A 15325-nucleotide genomic window follows, 5' to 3' on the forward strand; every position below is an offset into this window, starting at 1 on the left:
TCAGGACATCGGTGACAGTTCTGCATCAGGACATCGGTGACACTTTGAGGGTTCTTGGTGGTGACACTTCTTCCTCGAGGCTTAGGCGGTGGCTGTCAATGAACCCATCGATCCTCGTGTCCGCTTGGCGATCTCCCAGTGGCCCGACGACGCGCCTCGCGGCGCGGTCTCGACGTTCTGTGTCGAGCATGGCATATCACGAAAGTCGTTCTACGAGTTACGTAAACGAACCAAGGAAGACGGTCCGGCTGCGGTGCTCGAACCCCGGACACGCCGACCGAAGTCGAGCCCTTCGACGCTGAGCGATGAGATCAAAGCACAGGCCGTGGCTGTGCGGTCCGCGCTGGAGGTTTCCGGTCTGGATCACGGGCCGATCAGCGTGCACGAGAAGATGCGCGCGATGGGCCTCGATGAGGTTCCGTCCACGGCGGCGCTGGCACGCATATTCCGGGAGGCCGGTGTGGCTCGTATGGAGCCGAAGAAGAAGCCCCGCTCGGCGTGGCGGCGGTTTGTCTACCCAGCCCCGAACGCGTGCTGGCAACTTGACGCCACCGGGTACGTCCTGGCCGGTGGACGCACATGTGTGATCTTCCAACTCATCGACGACCACTCCCGCTACGCGGTCGCTTCCCACGTGGCCTGGAGCGAGACAGCCGAGGCGGCGATCACGGTCTTCGACAAGGCCGTAGCCGCCCACGGCGTACCCCAACGACTGCTCTCGGACAATGGACTCGCCCTCAACCCCTCACGGCGCGGATATGTGGGCCAACTTGTCGGTCACGTGAGTGCACTCGGGGTCGAGGCGATCACCGGAAAGCCCTACAAGCCGACCACGCAGGGCAAAAACGAACGCTTCCACCAGACCCTGTTCCGCTATCTCGACAAACAGCCACTGGCCGAGACACTGGCCCAGCTCCAAGCCCAGGTCGATGCGTTCGACCACATCTACAACACCGAGCGCCCTCACCAAGGTCTACCTGGGCGCGTCACACCACTGACGGCATGGGAAGCGACCCCCACGGCAGATCCACCCCGCCCCGCAATCGACCGGCAGACCTATGCACGGCCTGTCCCGAGTCGATACCAATTCCCCCGAGCGAACTCGCCCGTGGATCTACCCTCGGACACAGTCATCCGCACGGTGAGCTCGGTGGGCAGCATCGGATTGGACTCAGTCACATACCGAGTCGACGCACAACGCGCCTTCCAGCAAGTCCTGGTTGTCAGCGTCGACGACAAGATCATCGTGGCCGATCTGGACGGCGAAATCCTTATCGAACACACCAAACCCGCACCGGGTGTGAAGTATGTCGGCAACGGACAACCACGCGGCCCACGCCCCAAAACCCGACAACCGTCACCGATGTCCTGATACATCAACTGTCACCGATGTCCTGATGCAGAACTGTCACCGATGTCCTGATACATCACACGTCCATCCGCTGAGTGCCCAGCACCGCCAGCAGCCGCATCGCTTCCTCCGAGGCCGACCCCGGCGCCGCGGTGTAGATGACCACCTGCTGATCCCGGTCGGCGATGTCGAGCACATCGCAGTTCACCGAGACCGTCCCGACCACCGGGTGCGCGAACGTCTTGCACAACGTCACCCGGTCGACGATGTCGTGCGACTCCCACAACACCCTGAACTCCTCGCTGCCGGACACCAGTTCCTCGACGAGGTCGGTGACCTCGGGGTCGTCGGGATAGCGGGCCGCCGCCGTGCGCAACTGCTTGGCACTGCTCCGTGCGAAGTCGTCGACGTCGGATACCCCGTAAAGCCGTTGCCCGCCCGGCCCGTTCGGCCCCAGGAACACCCGGCGCACCAGATTGCGGTCCCGGCGGGGCAGCGCCGAGAAGTCCTCCATCAGCGCGCAGGCCAGATCATTCCAGGCCAGCACCTCCTGCGTCGCCGACATCACGATCGCGGCGGCCTGTGGCAGCCGGTGCAGCAGATCCAGAATGCTCTGCCGCACCGCCCGCGGCGGACCCACCGGACGCTGCGGTTCGATCCCGGCCAGCAGGTGCAGGTGCGTACGTTCGCTGTCGGCCAACCGCAGCGCGCGGCTCAGCCCTTCCAGCACTTCACGGGAGGGATTCGGCGCACGGGCCTGCTCCAGGCGGGTGTAGTACTCGGTGGAGATGAAGGCCAGCTGGGCGACCTCGTCGCGGCGTAGGCCCGGGGTACGCCGGCGGCGGCCGGCCGGCAGGCCCACGTCGGCGGGGGTGATCCGCTCCCGCCTGCTGCGCAGAAACGCCCCCAGCTCGCGTTTGTCCATAGCTCCGATTGTCCCTGCGGAAAGGCCGACATCCAGGTATGGGCAGTACCTGGATCCGAACTCCGGCCCCGCGCAGGCTCGACTCCATGACGACGAAGACAGGCCTGCTGGCCGACAAAGTTGCGTTCATCTCCGGCGCCGGACGCGGTATCGGCGCCGCCGCGGCACGACTGTTCGCCAGGGAGGGCGCGACGGTGCTGTTGGCCGCCAGGACCGAGAGCCAACTCAAGACGGTCACCGAGGACATCCGGGCGGCCGGCGGCACCGCCGACTACATCGTCTGCGACCTCGCCAACGGTGCCGCTGTCCGCGCCGCGGTGCAGCGCATCGTCGAGTTGTGGGGTCGGCTCGACATCGCGTTCAACAACGGGGCGGTCAACACCCCACCCGGGCCGCTCGACGCGGTGACCGAGGCCGACTTCGACCACGTCTACTCGGTCAACCTGAAGGGTGTCTGGGTCGCGCTGAGCGCGCAGATTTCCGCCATCCGAGCCACTTCCGGCGTCGGCGCCATCGTGAACACCTCCAGCGTCGGCAGCCTGCGCGGAAATCCGGCGCTACCCGCGTACGGTGCGATGAAGCGGGCGGTGAACAGTCTGACCGAATCGGCGGCAATCACCTACGGGCCGGAGGGAATCCGGGTCAATGCCATCACCCCCGGGACCACCTTGACCGAGATGATCCGAGACTGGGATGCCGAAAGTCCCGGCGTGATCAATGATCTGGTGGCTCAGACCCCGCTGGGACGGGCCGCCGCACCCGAGGAGATCGCCGAGGCTGCGGCCTGGTTGCTCAGTGACCGGGCTTCCTATGTCACCGGGGCGGTGCTCCGGGTGGACGGCGGCACCTGGGTGTGACGGCACTGTGCTGAGCGTGAAGAACTTAATGTCGGACCTCTCTGCGAGAATGGTGTTATGCCGCCTCCGACAACACCTTTCGCCGAGCATTACGTCACGCCGCGGCTGGAGGTGTTGTTCGACGAGATCGCGGAGTTGACCGGGCAGCGCAACGCCATCGATGGCCGGTTGGTGGAGATCATCGCCGAGATCGACGGCAGAGGTACCGCGGACGGCACTTCGTTGTGGGGTGCTACCGGGTGCCGGTCGATCGAGTCGCTGGTGGCGTGGAAGGCCGGGGTGAGTCCGCGCAACGCCGAGACGATGGTCGCGGTCGCGCATCGGTTGGACGAGCTTCCCCGACTGGCGCAAGGATTGCGGGAAGGCCGGCTCTCGCTGGATCGGGTCGGGGTGATCGCCGAACGCGCCGCCGAAGGCTGCGATGACCACTACGCCAATCTCGTGCAGTACGCCACGGTGACCCAGTTGCGCACCGCGGTCAAACAGGAACCCCGGCAGGAGGAGCCGAAACCCGAGCCCAAGCGCGGGTTCAGATCGCATGACAGTGACGGCTACACCACCTACACAATCCGGCTGCCGAGGCTGGAGGCCGCGAAGTTCGATGCTGCGGTGGCCTCGCACCAGGATGCGTTGGTCGCGGACTGGAGACGCGATCACGACGCCGGAGACAGCGACGATGAGCAGCCCGGTGCGCGGACCAGCCCGCAGGCGCCACCCTTCCCCAACACCACCGATGCGTTCATGAGCCTGGTCGAGGCCGGCTGGGACACCGACGTGGCCGCCCGCCCGCACGGGGCACACACCACCGTGGTGGCCCACCTCGACCTGGACCGCCACGCCCACAAACCCGTCGCCGCCCTGCATCTGGGGCCCGCCCTCACCGACGCCGAGCGCCGGTTCCTGCTCTGCGACGCGACCTGCGAGGTGTGGTTCGAACGCCACGGCACCCCGATCGGGGCCGGGCGCACCACCCGCACCATCAGCCGCCGACTACGGCGTGCCCTGGAGCACCGCGACACGACCTGTGTGGTGCCCGGCTGCGGGGCCACCCGCGGCCTGCACGCCCATCACCTGGTGCACTGGGAAAACGGCGGGCTCACCGACCTGTCGAACCTGGTGCTGCTCTGCCCGTTCCACCATCGACTGCATCACCAGGGTGGGATCACCCTGACCGGGCCGGCCGACCAACTCAAAATCACCGACGAAGAAGGCCGACCGATGACCGGAGCGGCACTGGCCCGCCCGCCCACCACAGACCCACCCGACGTCCCGCCGTGCACAGGTCCCACCGGCGAACGCGCCCAATGGTGGTGGTACACCCCGTACGAACCGAAGGCGCCACCGGCGAACAACTAGCCCTTGAGCACCGGGGTCTCGCGCCGCAACGTCTGGCCGCTGAAAAACTCCGGACTGCGCGCCCGCATCACCATCATCAGTACCGCGCCGAACGCCAGAATCCCGAACCCGATGAAGAACACCAACCCGATACCGCCGATCGCCGCACCGCTGCCGTTCTCCGGGTTCATGCTCTCACCGACGGCGATGCCGAACACGATGGCCAACATCGTCCCGCCCAGCAGTGGGAACAGGAACTTGAACACGATGTTGTGCGCGTTGTCGAACAACTCCCCACGGAAGAACCAGACGCACGCGAACGCGGTGATGCCGTAGTACCAGCAGATCATGATGCCCAGCGCCGCGATGGTGTCCCACAACGCATTGTCGGACAACAGGGTGACCACGGTGTAGAAGCTGCCGGTGACCACCGCGGCGACCACCGTGGAATAGACCGGGGTCAGGAAGCGCGGGCTCACCTCGGCGAAGCGGGCCGGGAAGGCCTTGTAGGCCCCCATCGCGAGCATGGCCCGCGCGGCGGGCAGGAAGGTGGTCTGCAGGCTGGCCATCGAGGAGGCGAACACCGCGAGGTAGAGCAGCGGGCCGAACCAGTGCCCGAGAACCGGGTCGGCCAGCGCCCCGAACACGTTCTCCGAGTTGTCCGGATTGCCCAGGCCCAGCCCTTCCTCGCCAACGCCCGCGTACATCATCACCGCCACCGCGATCAGCAGGTAGGTGATCAGAATCGACGTCACGCAGAGCAACCCGGCCCGGCCGGGCACCTTCTCGGGATCCTTGGACTCCTCACCGAGGGTCAGGCAGGTGTCCCAGCCCCAGAACGCGAAGATGGACCCGGTCAGCCCGATCGCGAACACGCCCAGCGTCAGCCCGGTGAACGGGTTGAACCAGTCCAGGTCGAAACTCAGACCGGCCGGCGCATCGCCGCGCCCCACATGGATGAGAGCGGCGACGGCGAACACCACCAGCACCACCAACTGGAATGCCACCAGCACGTACTGCACCCGCTCGCTGGTGGTGATGCCACGGCTGGCGATCAGCGTCGCGACGGCGATGAACACCAGCGTGGTGATGATGTTGACCAATTTGTTGCCCGCCAGATCCGCAATCGCGGGGTTGCCGGCGACACGGGCGATGAGCAGATAGAAGAACTCCACCGCGATCGCCGCCAGATTGGACAACACGATGATGGAGGCGACCACCATCCCCCACCCGCACATCCAACCGACATAAGGCCCGAAAGCCTTGGTGGACCAGGTGAACGACGCACCGCAGTCCGGAGCCCGCGAGTTGAGTTCGCGGTAGGCGTAGGCGGTCAGGAACATCGGGATGAACCCGGCGATGAAGATTGCGGGCATCTTCAAGCCGACCGCTGCGACGATCACACCGATACTCGCCGTCAGCGTGTAACCGGGTGCCACACAGGAAATTCCGAGCATGGCACCCGACAGCGTACCGACCTTGCCTTCGGCCAGGCCCTTGTGAATCGTCCCGGTGGCCGAATCGGCGTGCTGGTCGGTCATGACGTCTCCTCGTCGGTGGTTCTGGGCACGACGATCATCGGGACGTCGAGTACCCGCAGCATCTTGGCCGCCGTCGAGCCGAGGAACAGCCGGCGCGGTGCGGCCAACCGACTGGACCCGACCATGATGACGTCACCGTCGCGCCATGGCAGTCGGCTCACCGCATCCTCCACCGAGCTGCCGTCCGCGACGGTCGCGGTGACCGAGAACCCCTCGGGCAGCCCGGCCTTTGCCTCGTCCAGCGCTCGGTGGGCGTGCTCCAGCGCCCGCTGCCGGTGCGCGTCGGCGTCCCCGCGTAACGAGCCGACCATCGGATCCAGGGTCACCAGCGACACCAGCCGGAGTGGGACCCCGGCGGCCTCGCACGCCCGCACCGCAGTGCTCAGCAACACGTCGGCGCCGGCACGCTGACCGATCGCGCAGGTCACCTCCCGCACCCGGGCCACCGAGGACAGCCGAGTTCCTTTCGGGGCCACCGCCACCGGGACATGAGCCGAGTGCAGCAGTTCGTTGACCACCGAACCGAGCGAGTAGCTTCCGGCCAGTCCCCCACCCGACCCGCCGACGATGACGGCCTGAGCGCCGAGTCGCTGCACCTCTTGGAGCAGTCCGTCGGCGGTGGACTCGTCGAAGCTGACGTGCGGGTGCGCCACAACATCATCCGGCACCTCGGCCAGCGCGTCGGCCAACCACTGCCCGGCCTGTTCGGCGAGCAGTTCCTCGTAGCCTCCGGTGGAGACCATCGCGGGCACGCCCCGGTCCGGGGGCAGCACCATGCACACGTCCAGCTCGGCGCCCAGGCTGCGGGCGAACCGGGCGCCGAGGGCGACCGCATCCGCGCCGCCCGGGGTGGCGAGGTATCCGACAACCAATCTCATCGGTTCATCCTGTCAACGCGCGGCGGTGCGCACCGGCGATTGGACCTACGAAATCAGTCGTATTCGACGGTCCCGTCGTCGAGCACCAACCGGGTGTCCGAGCCGTCGGGCAACCCGGCCTCGGTGCGGAACACCGCGCGGCCGTCGCCGGTGCGCCAGATCGACGTTGTGAGGGTTTCCCCGGGGAACACCGGCGAGCTGAACCGCGCCGACACCGCGCGGATGCGGGTCGCGTCACCGTCGGCGAGTTCGGCGACCAATGCGCGCCCGGCCACCCCGTAGGTGCACAGTCCGTGCAGGATCGGTTTGGGGAAGCCGGCCAGGGTCTGCGCGAACCACGGATCGCTGTGCAGGGGGTTGCGATCGCCGGAAAGCCGGTACAGCAGCGCCTGGTCGACGCGGGTGGGCAAAGCCAGCCGCGCATCCGGCGCCCGGTCGGGGAAGTCCGGGGCGGGTGGACGCTGTCCGGGCTCACCGCCGAACCCACCCTCGCCCCGGATCACCATGGTGCTGACGGTTTCCGCCACCACCTCGCCGGACTCCGGTTCGGACCCAACACCTTTGAAGACGACGACGGCGTTCTTACCCTCGCCCTTGTCCTGGATGTCGACGACCTCGGCGTGCACGCGCAGCGCCCCCGCCGGGGGTAGCGGTTTGTGCAGCCGGATCTCCTGGGAGCCGTGCAGCAATTTGCCGAAGTTGAACGAACCGATGAGCACCGCGGCCGGGAATGCCGAGCAGGCGATGACCGCGAAGGTCGGCAGCACCTGCTGCTCGATGTCGTGACTGTTCTCGGTGGTGAAGGTGAGGTCCTCGGTGCCCGCCCCGACACCGAGCGCGTAGAGCAGCGTCTCGCGGTCGGTCCAGGTGAACAGCTGAGCCTCGGTCTTGGCGCCCACAGTGCTGGGATCGATCGGCATGGGTCCCCCTTCGCGAATGAATGTGCGGGTGTGACCGGGACCATAGTTGATGCAGATTCTCAGATCTACTTGTCACTTTGACGAGTGGCTGACCTGCAACGACTTCGATTTCTGATCTCGCGTCACCGATCTCGGCTCGGACAATACGGAGCGTTCTGTTTCGTCACGTGACATGGTGTCGCCGTCGTTGGCACGTCCAAATATGGAGACGCGACTGTTCGATCCGTTGCCCCGACGTGCCGGCAGTTGGGACCCGAGGACTATGGCGATCGCTCTGGTCGGGACGACCACCGACCAAGGCGAATTCCGACGCGAGGTTGAGGCAATCGCGCAATGCCCTCACCAGCCCCTCACCCCTCGTGCTTAGGGAGCACTGGTAGAACACAGACTCATGCAGATCGAAGGCAGCGTTGTCGTCATCACGGGCGCAGGAGCGGGGATCGGTCGCGCGCTTGCCGCGGCATTCACCGCTGCCGGAGCGTCAGTGGTCGCCGGAGATATCGACCCGCAGGCGGCGGCGGAAACCGCGGCGGACATCGGTGATCGAGCGGTCGGCGCCGGCGCGGACGCGGCTTCGATCGACGGCATTGCCTCTCTACTGAACGTCGCCAGGTCGACGTTCGGTCCCGTCGACATCTTCGTCGCCAACGCCGGCATCATCGGCGCACCCGGACTGGGCAACGATGCCGAATGGGATCGGGTATTGGACGTCAACTTGCGTGCGCACATTCGGGCCGCCGACGCACTTCTCCCGGAGTGGACGACCCGCGGTAGCGGTCATTTCGTGTCGGTGGCCTCGGCGGCCGGACTGCTGACCCAGATCGGCGCTGCAGGATACGCGGTGTCGAAGCATGCAGCAGTCGGCTTCGCCGAGTGGCTCGCAATCACCTACGGCGACAACGGTATCGGAGTGACTGTTGCCTGCCCGATGGGGGTGGCGACACCACTGCTCAGCGCTATCGTCGAGTCGGATGATCCCGCCGCGCAAGTGGCAGCCAACTCGATCACCACCGCGGGTGCGGTCTTGTCGGCAGAGGACGTCGCGGCGGCCGTCCTCGACGGGGTGCGCAACGACACGTTCATGGTGCTCCCGCATCCGGAGGTTCTGGACATGTACCGGGGCAAGGGCGCCGATTACGACCGCTGGATCAGCGGGATGCGGCGGTACCGACGGGCGCTACATGCCGACTGACGAGCGTCACGTCAGGCCGCTGCGCAGCAGCCCAGTACGTTAACTCTTATTAACAGTTTTGGAACGATTGCGACTTCCGACTGAGCTCGAATAGTCAGCGTGCACAAGGCGCTGTCAATCCATAATCTGCTGCTGTACAAACGAAATACCTGCGTACGCCGTGTTGCCGTGCGACGGCACGCGACGCAGTGTTGACAACATCACACCGCAGCTCTACGTTAATGATCAGTCACACTTTAACGAGACCCGGCGCAGCAGATCGATCGTGCGATGACCGGTCGCCGCTGTGGGCGACGGATCCGCGCAGGCGGGAGGGCAAGGGTTCAAGCACCTGAGCCGGCCAACCCCTCTCACCCGACAGACCTGTTAATGCCCCTGCGCCGGAACATCCGGAGAACAGGTCGACACCCCAACCGAACCGCATTCAGGTCATATCGACAGCCCTGACCTGGCTATCTGCATCTCACTGAGAAAGGAGCAGCACATGTCGGTGCGTAACCCCCGCGACTCGCGTGTGGCGTCCGCTGACCAGCGCGCCCGCGCCAGCGCGACGCTCGCTGCGGTAATTGCTTGCGTCGCCGCATTCAAGGGCCTGAATGAATCGGTGACTCCGCCGGCCCTACCGATCTTGCAGGAGCAGTTCCAGGTACCCGGGTCGACGATCGCCTGGGTGATCACGGGCGTCCTGTTGACCGGGACGATTACAACCCCCATCATGAGCCGACTCGGCGAAGTGTGGGATAAACGCCGCGCACTCCTCGGCGTGCTGGCCATCGTGTCGTTCGGGACGCTGATCTCGGCGCTGTCGATGTCGATCGAGATGCTGATCGTCGGGCAGTTGATGCAAGGCGTCGGCCTGAGTACCGTCCCGTTGGCGATCGGCATCATTCGTGACACCCAGAGCGAAGCTCGGACAAAATTCGCGAATGGCCTCATGGTCGGGGCGATCTTCGGCAGTACGGCAGTTGGGACCATGGTTGCCGGGCCGATCGCCGACCACCTCTCCTACAGGTGGTTGTTCTGGATTCCGTTCATCGCACTCTTCGCATGCATGGTGGCCGTCTGGTCTTTCGTCCCAAGATCATTGAAGTCCGACGGGGCGCGGCCGGGTATCGACGTCGCCGGAAGCGTTCTGCTTGCGATCGGGCTTGCCTGCATTCTGCTGGGACTGACCTTCGCACCCGGCTGGGGGTGGCTCTCGAGCGGAGTACTGCTGCTCTTCGCCGCGGGACTGACTTCGCTCGCGTTCTTCGCGCGCCTCGAGCTCAGGGTTGACAATCCGCTGATCGATCTTCGTCTGATGCGCAGCTTCACCGTCGTCGCCGCATCGGGTCTGATGTTCCTGGCCGGCTACTGCATCAACGCGACCCTCATCTGTGTTGCCATCCAGGCACAGCTGCCAAGGTCAACAGGTTACGGCCTGGGTGAGACAGCGACCTTCACTTCGATCATCCTGGTATCCGCCATGATGTTGGGGCTGTCCGCGCCATTGGTCTCCATGCTGGACCGCGGAATCGGTTCGCGCCTCACTTCACTGCTCGGCCCGATCTCGATCCTGACCGGCGCAGTACTGATGCTCATGGCCGGACGTCACGGCAGCATCCTGGCCATTGTCGTCGTCGCCATGCTGATGAACTTTGGCATCACAGTGTCCATGACGCAGTCGCTCAACCTTGTCGTCACCGGTGTCCCGGCGGAAAAGGTGACCGAGTTCAACGGGTTGAACTTCGCGATCCAAGCGGTTGCGGGGACCATTGGCGCTCAGGTGTCCGGCGCTGTCCTCACTGTCGACGGGGCTGCCGCGGACATGTCGCCGCCATGGAGCGGTTTTGCCGTTGCCTGGGGAGTTTCCGGGGCGATCGCCATTGTGGTCCTAGCGCTCGTGCTGTCAGTTCGTACGTCGACAACTGATGCGCTGTAGCAGTCGTCAGCTGTCAGCCCGCGAACAGCCTTGGTAGACAGGCAGGCTCAGGTGATGGTTACCCCGCCATCGACCGCGATCGTCTGCCCGGTGACGAAACCGCCGGCCGGCGACGCCAACCAGACGGCGGTCGCAGCCAACTCCACCGGCTCGCCGGTTCGGCCGAGGATCACCCGTGGCATCTGCGCATCGAGGTACCCCGGCTTGTAAGAGTCGGTCATCTCCGATCGGAAGAAGCCCGGGGCCAAGGCATTGACCCGGATACCTTTGCGAGAACCCCACTGCTGGGCCAGGTCTCGGGTCAGCCCGATCACCCCCGCCTTCGACGACGCATAGGCGGCCTGCGGCAGACCGGCAGTGGTGATGCCCAGAACACTGGCGATGTTGATCACCGACGACCCCGCATGCATGACTCGACCACAGGCCTGCGCCATCCAGTAGGACCCGTGCAGATTGACGTCGATGACGCGGCGAAACTCGTCAGGCGTTTCCTTCGTGGCGGGCACTGCGGTGCCCACCCCGGCGTTGTTGATCAGTACATCCACCTTGCCGAACTCACTTAGGGTCGCATCCACGAGGGCCTGACAGGAGACGGGGTCCGCGACATCGGTGCTCACCGGCAAAGCCCTCCTTCCGGCCGCCGATACCAGCTCGGCAGTGTCCGAGAGCTTGTCAACCCGACGCGCGCCGAGCGCGACGTCGGCGCCGGCCTCGGCGAACGCGCGCGCGAAGGCCACGCCGAGCCCGGAGGACGCCCCGGTGACGATGACAACCTTACCGTCGAGTCTGAACAGGTCGAGAACGCTCATCATGGTCCTTTGCGTTGTCCGGTTGATCGGGCATACCTCGCCGTCCCGACTGCTCGCGGCGGGTCGATTTCCAGTACCGAGCATAACCACGAACAGGACTGAAAAGCGCAGTGGGACCTGACATTCAACAGCACATCTAGATCAACGCGCTTCAGGGATGCCGTCGGCTGAGGCCTTATGCCCGACTGCTGAGCCGTAAGCGCCCGATCGCCGCATTTGTCATCGTCATGACGATCGCTTCCTTCTCCAGCCCCTTGTTCAGAGTGGCCGCCGAGTTCAACGTTGTGAACACTGCCCGCGTCAACAGACGAACCTGCGACTCAGACAGATCCGGCCCGGAGAAGCCCGATACGGCAGGAACAGTTCGGCGGCAGCATCGAGAAGCCGCCTCCGTCGCGAGCCACGAGACTGCGGTTAACAAACCGCAGGGATTCCGCCTTCGCTTCTGCGGATGTCGCCGACGACGCCATAAGCGCTCACCCTACCCACGGATCGCAGCCAGGTTGATAATCATTGAACCGTTACGTTCACATCTAGCCGCAAGGTTGGCGTAAGCGCCGACGGGTCCGCGGCGACTGCATAACCCCTTGCTATACAGCACTATTGCCCGACATTCAGCGCGAGGTGTTGACAGGCTACGGGTTCAGGCTTACGTTAATTTACATTCACAATCTGAGGAGATGACGGAGACCGTGAGATTCATATTCATGAGTGAGGGCGAGACCGCCCCCGGAGCCTCGTACGAGCACCGGTACCGCGAACTGATCGACGAAGTACTGCTCGCCGAGGAGGTGGGCTTCGACGCATTCGGCACCTCCGAACAGCATCTGGCCATCGGCACCGCCACCACCTCAGCACCCGAGGTTCTGTATCCGTATCTGATGGCGATGACCAGTCGGATCCGGTTCGTCCACCTGGTGACCCTGCTGCCGACGCGGATCAACCACGCAATTCGTGTCGCCGAGAGGCTCGCAACCCAGGACCTGTTGTCACACGGTCGCGTCGAACTCGGCGTGGGGCGGGGCAACACCACGCTGGCCTTGCGCGCCTTCGAAGTCTCGCCTGCCGAGAACAAGTCGCAGCAGCTTGAAGGCATCGAAGTGATCCGCCGGGCACTGCACAACGACGTGTTCTCCTTCGTCGGCGAGCACTACAAGATCCCGCCCCGCAGCCTTGTGCCCAGAAGCATCCAGACGCCCTACCCCCCCATCCACATGGCCACCGGAAGTCCCGAATCCGTAAAGTCGGCAGCCGAACTCGGCGTGGGCGCGATTGTCGGTGGCTTCTACTTGGGCTTCGATTTCGTCGAGAACATGATCCGCCTGTACGACGAGGCGCTGGCTTCGGCGACTCACACCTATCCACTCCAGGCCGAACGGCTGGTGGCAATCGGCGGAGGCATGCACTGCGCTGAAACCCGAGAGGAAGCCCGCCGCTGGGCGCGAGGCCTCAAAGAGACGGTCGGCTTGTCCACCGACGCATATGAACGGCTGTCGAAACTGTCCAGCGACTACCAGTACATGGGTGCGGTGAAGCATCTGGACTTCAGCGACGAAGAGTACATGTTCGAAGACTCGTCCGGCTTCATCGTCGGCGATCCCGACGATTGCATCGCCCAGGTCCAGCGCTTCGCCGATCTCGGAGTCGACTCGCTGGTGATGCGCATCGACGGCCTGCCGCACAAGGAGCTGATGAAGTCGATCGAACTCTTCGGCAAGTACGTGATCCCCAGATTCAAGAATCCGCGTGGCGTTGCGCGCACCCCTGAAGCCATCCTGGCCGACATCCGCGCTGCCCGTCCTGCCCATTACGCCGAACGAGAGGCATTCGAGGAAACGATGAGTCAGAAGCAACCAGCAATCAGTGGCGTCGGCACGGCTAGGGGTGAGGCCTGATGAGCACCCTCGACGGCGATGACATCTTCTCGCGTTATCCCAACGAATTCCTGATCGAGCGTAAACCCAACGGCGTTCTGTTGATCACCCTCAACCGGCCCGAGCACCTCAACGCACTCACCATGCCGATGTTCGAGATGATGGGTGACCTGCTGATCGACGTTGACCGCGATCCGCAGACGCGGGTGCTGGTGGTCACCGGCGCCGGCCGCGGATTCTGCACGGGTATGGATGTCGCACAACCCGATCCGTCGCTCGAGGATGCGATCGTGCTCATGGAGACCGAACGCCGGCGCATCATGGCCACATTGAGCATGGACAAGCCGATGATCTCGGCGATCAATGGTGCCGCTGTCGGCTGGGGCCTGTCGCTGGGGTTGTTGGCCGACATCAGCATCGCCGCCGAGGACGCTGTTCTCATGGACGGGCACACCCGCGTCGGCGTGGTCGCCGGCGACCACTCGTCATTGATCTGGCCGCTACTCGTCGGCATGGCGAAAGCCAAGTACTACCAGCTCACCTCCGCTCGTATGACTGGGATCGAAGCCGAACGCATCGGGCTGGTCAGTCTCGTCGAGCCAAAAGAGAAGGTGCTCGAGCGTGCCCTGTCGATCGCCGATGATCTGGCGATGGGTTCACAGCGGGCCATCCAGTGGACCAAACGCTCGCTGAACACCGGCTGGCTCACGAACAATCTCCCGCAGCAGGAACTCTCGGCAGCCCTGGAGACGCTGAATTTCGCGGGTGCGGACTATCTGGAAGCACGGCGTGCGTACCGGGAGAAGCGCCCGACGCGTTTCCCGTCCGCGCACGGCCAGGAACCCGCACCGGCCCTGCAACCCTCCGACCAGGCGTGACCGAGGTGTCCCTTCCTGAGATCCCCGGCGCGACGTGGGCCGACCACGCCGGCATCCTTGTCCTCACCCTGGACAGGCCGCCCGCAAACGCACTGAACCGCAGCCTGATCGTCGGTTTGTGCACCTTCTTCACCGAACTCGCATCCCATGATGATCCTGCACCGGTGGTCCTCACGGGTGCAGGCGGGCGCTTCTTCACCGCCGGCGGGGACATCAAGGAATTGGAAGGCACCCAACTCGCCGAGATCGAGGGACGCATGCGCGACTTCCACGCGCTGCTCGTCGCCTTGGATCGTTTCCCCCGGCCGCTCATAGCTGCGGTCAACGGGCACTGCGTTGGTGGCGGAATGGAATTGGCGCTTTTCGCCGATACGGTCCTGGCGACCCCGGATGCCACGTTCGGGTTCCCCGAGATCAACCACGGCCTCCTCCCTGCCGACAAGGGGCTGCAACGGGCGATCCGCGTCCTCGGCGCCTCGGCCGTGCGATCCATGGTGTTGTCCGGAAACCTGTTCTCCGCGCAGAAGGCCGTCAACATCGGCGTGGTGGACCGAATCGAGCACCCCGCCGCACTGCTCGATGCAGCCCTGGAATCGGCCCGCGCCGCCGCCGCAAAAGCACCCGTTCTTTACCGGGCATTGAAACGAAGTGTCAACGATCCCGACAGCAGCCGAGATGAGCGGTCCCTGGCCATTACCATCAGCGCCGCGCAGGGCTACTTCCAAGATCCCGTCGCCGCCGCGCTGCGCGCCGGCTGGAACCGGGACAAGGTCTCGGCCGGCCGCTCAGCGGCGGATGGCCGGCAACATCGATCTCGCTGAGGACGAAGGTAGACGGCGGTGGT

General features: G+C 65.0%; 13 protein-coding genes. 8 read left to right on the forward strand and 5 right to left on the reverse strand.

The genetic code is table 11. The features are described from left to right. The first annotated feature begins 88 nt into the window (after positions 1–88). Positions 89–1372 (forward strand): integrase core domain-containing protein, encoded by a 1284-nt coding sequence (locus V4U86_RS21270; RefSeq protein ID WP_425590828.1) that lies wholly within the window; start codon positions 89–91, stop codon positions 1370–1372. Between the two features lie 55 nt (positions 1373–1427). On the opposite strand, the gene V4U86_RS21275 is transcribed toward V4U86_RS21270, so the two are convergent. Then, on the reverse strand, positions 1428–2276 hold the full coding sequence (locus V4U86_RS21275) for a helix-turn-helix transcriptional regulator (RefSeq protein WP_395307895.1): 849 nt from the start codon (positions 2274–2276) through the stop codon (positions 1428–1430). An 86-nt stretch (positions 2277–2362) separates the two neighbouring features. Here V4U86_RS21275 and V4U86_RS21280 point away from each other — a divergent pair, with 86 nt between their 5' ends. Then, positions 2363–3133 carry an SDR family NAD(P)-dependent oxidoreductase gene (locus V4U86_RS21280; protein WP_395307896.1) on the forward strand — a complete coding sequence of 257 codons (771 nt, stop codon included), beginning with the start codon at positions 2363–2365 and terminating at the stop codon, positions 3131–3133. Positions 3134–3190: 57 nt separating this feature from the next. After that, positions 3191–4489, forward strand: coding sequence for an HNH endonuclease signature motif containing protein (locus V4U86_RS21285; protein WP_395307897.1), 1299 nt, complete (start codon positions 3191–3193; stop codon positions 4487–4489). Here the strand turns inward: V4U86_RS21285 and V4U86_RS21290 are convergent. Genes V4U86_RS21290 through V4U86_RS21300 form a run of 3 tightly spaced genes read right to left on the reverse strand, consistent with a single transcriptional unit; the run spans position 4486 to position 7807 of the window. Beyond that, positions 4486–6009 carry an APC family permease gene (locus tag V4U86_RS21290; protein ID WP_395307898.1) on the reverse strand — a complete coding sequence of 508 codons (1524 nt, stop codon included), beginning with the start codon at positions 6007–6009 and terminating at the stop codon, positions 4486–4488. The genes V4U86_RS21285 and V4U86_RS21290 overlap by 4 nt on opposite strands. Then, on the reverse strand, positions 6006–6887 hold the full coding sequence (locus V4U86_RS21295) for a universal stress protein (RefSeq protein WP_395307899.1): 882 nt from the start codon (positions 6885–6887) through the stop codon (positions 6006–6008). Before V4U86_RS21295 ends, V4U86_RS21290 begins: the two co-directional genes overlap by 4 nt. A gap of 53 nt (positions 6888–6940) precedes the next feature. Next, positions 6941–7807, reverse strand: a complete 867-nt coding sequence (locus V4U86_RS21300; protein WP_395307900.1) for a MaoC/PaaZ C-terminal domain-containing protein — start codon at positions 7805–7807, stop codon at positions 6941–6943. Positions 7808–8198: 391 nt separating this feature from the next. Between V4U86_RS21300 and V4U86_RS21305 the strand changes: the two genes are divergently transcribed. Both V4U86_RS21305 and V4U86_RS21310 read left to right on the forward strand, forming a co-directional pair. Further along, positions 8199–8999, forward strand: coding sequence for an SDR family oxidoreductase (locus V4U86_RS21305; RefSeq protein WP_395307901.1), 801 nt, complete (start codon positions 8199–8201; stop codon positions 8997–8999). 484 nt (positions 9000–9483) lie between these two features. Beyond that, positions 9484–10920, forward strand: a complete 1437-nt coding sequence (locus tag V4U86_RS21310) for an MFS transporter (RefSeq protein WP_395307902.1) — start codon at positions 9484–9486, stop codon at positions 10918–10920. Between the two features lie 47 nt (positions 10921–10967). On the opposite strand, the gene V4U86_RS21315 is transcribed toward V4U86_RS21310, so the two are convergent. Then, complete coding sequence (locus tag V4U86_RS21315; protein ID WP_395307903.1) at positions 10968–11729, reverse strand: SDR family NAD(P)-dependent oxidoreductase; 762 nt, start codon at positions 11727–11729, stop codon at positions 10968–10970. A 707-nt stretch (positions 11730–12436) separates the two neighbouring features. On the opposite strand from V4U86_RS21315, the gene V4U86_RS21320 reads away from it, so the two are divergent. From V4U86_RS21320 to V4U86_RS21330, 3 genes are read left to right on the forward strand one after another with little or no spacing between them, the layout of a single operon-like run. Further along, positions 12437–13624 (forward strand): LLM class flavin-dependent oxidoreductase, encoded by a 1188-nt coding sequence (locus V4U86_RS21320; RefSeq protein ID WP_395307904.1) that lies wholly within the window; start codon positions 12437–12439, stop codon positions 13622–13624. Further along, entirely contained in the window at positions 13624–14481 is an 858-nt protein-coding gene (locus V4U86_RS21325) for an enoyl-CoA hydratase-related protein (RefSeq protein WP_395307905.1), read from the forward strand. Before V4U86_RS21320 ends, V4U86_RS21325 begins: the two co-directional genes overlap by 1 nt. Continuing rightward, positions 14478–15302, forward strand: coding sequence for an enoyl-CoA hydratase/isomerase family protein (locus tag V4U86_RS21330; protein ID WP_395307906.1), 825 nt, complete (start codon positions 14478–14480; stop codon positions 15300–15302). The genes V4U86_RS21325 and V4U86_RS21330 overlap by 4 nt, the downstream gene beginning before the upstream one ends. Positions 15303–15325 lie beyond the last annotated feature (23 nt).

The organism is Mycobacterium sp. AMU20-3851, from assembly GCF_043974665.1.
Lineage (GTDB): Bacteria > Actinomycetota > Actinomycetes > Mycobacteriales > Mycobacteriaceae > Mycobacterium.

Excerpts from the sequence above, each read along its gene's own strand:
- V4U86_RS21275 (WP_395307895.1), bottom strand. The coding sequence starts at position 2,276 with ATGGACAAACGCGAGCTGGGGGCGTTTCTGCGCAGCAGGCGGGAGCGG.
- V4U86_RS21280 (WP_395307896.1), top strand. The coding sequence starts at position 2,363 with ATGACGACGAAGACAGGCCTGCTGGCCGACAAAGTTGCGTTCATCTCC.
- V4U86_RS21285 (WP_395307897.1), top strand. The coding sequence starts at position 3,191 with ATGCCGCCTCCGACAACACCTTTCGCCGAGCATTACGTCACGCCGCGG.
- V4U86_RS21290 (WP_395307898.1), bottom strand. The coding sequence starts at position 6,009 with ATGACCGACCAGCACGCCGATTCGGCCACCGGGACGATTCACAAGGGC.
- V4U86_RS21295 (WP_395307899.1), bottom strand. The coding sequence starts at position 6,887 with ATGAGATTGGTTGTCGGATACCTCGCCACCCCGGGCGGCGCGGATGCG.
- V4U86_RS21300 (WP_395307900.1), bottom strand. The coding sequence starts at position 7,807 with ATGCCGATCGATCCCAGCACTGTGGGCGCCAAGACCGAGGCTCAGCTG.
- V4U86_RS21305 (WP_395307901.1), top strand. The coding sequence starts at position 8,199 with ATGCAGATCGAAGGCAGCGTTGTCGTCATCACGGGCGCAGGAGCGGGG.
- V4U86_RS21310 (WP_395307902.1), top strand. The coding sequence starts at position 9,484 with ATGTCGGTGCGTAACCCCCGCGACTCGCGTGTGGCGTCCGCTGACCAG.
- V4U86_RS21315 (WP_395307903.1), bottom strand. The coding sequence starts at position 11,729 with ATGAGCGTTCTCGACCTGTTCAGACTCGACGGTAAGGTTGTCATCGTC.
- V4U86_RS21320 (WP_395307904.1), top strand. The coding sequence starts at position 12,437 with ATGAGTGAGGGCGAGACCGCCCCCGGAGCCTCGTACGAGCACCGGTAC.
- V4U86_RS21325 (WP_395307905.1), top strand. The coding sequence starts at position 13,624 with ATGAGCACCCTCGACGGCGATGACATCTTCTCGCGTTATCCCAACGAA.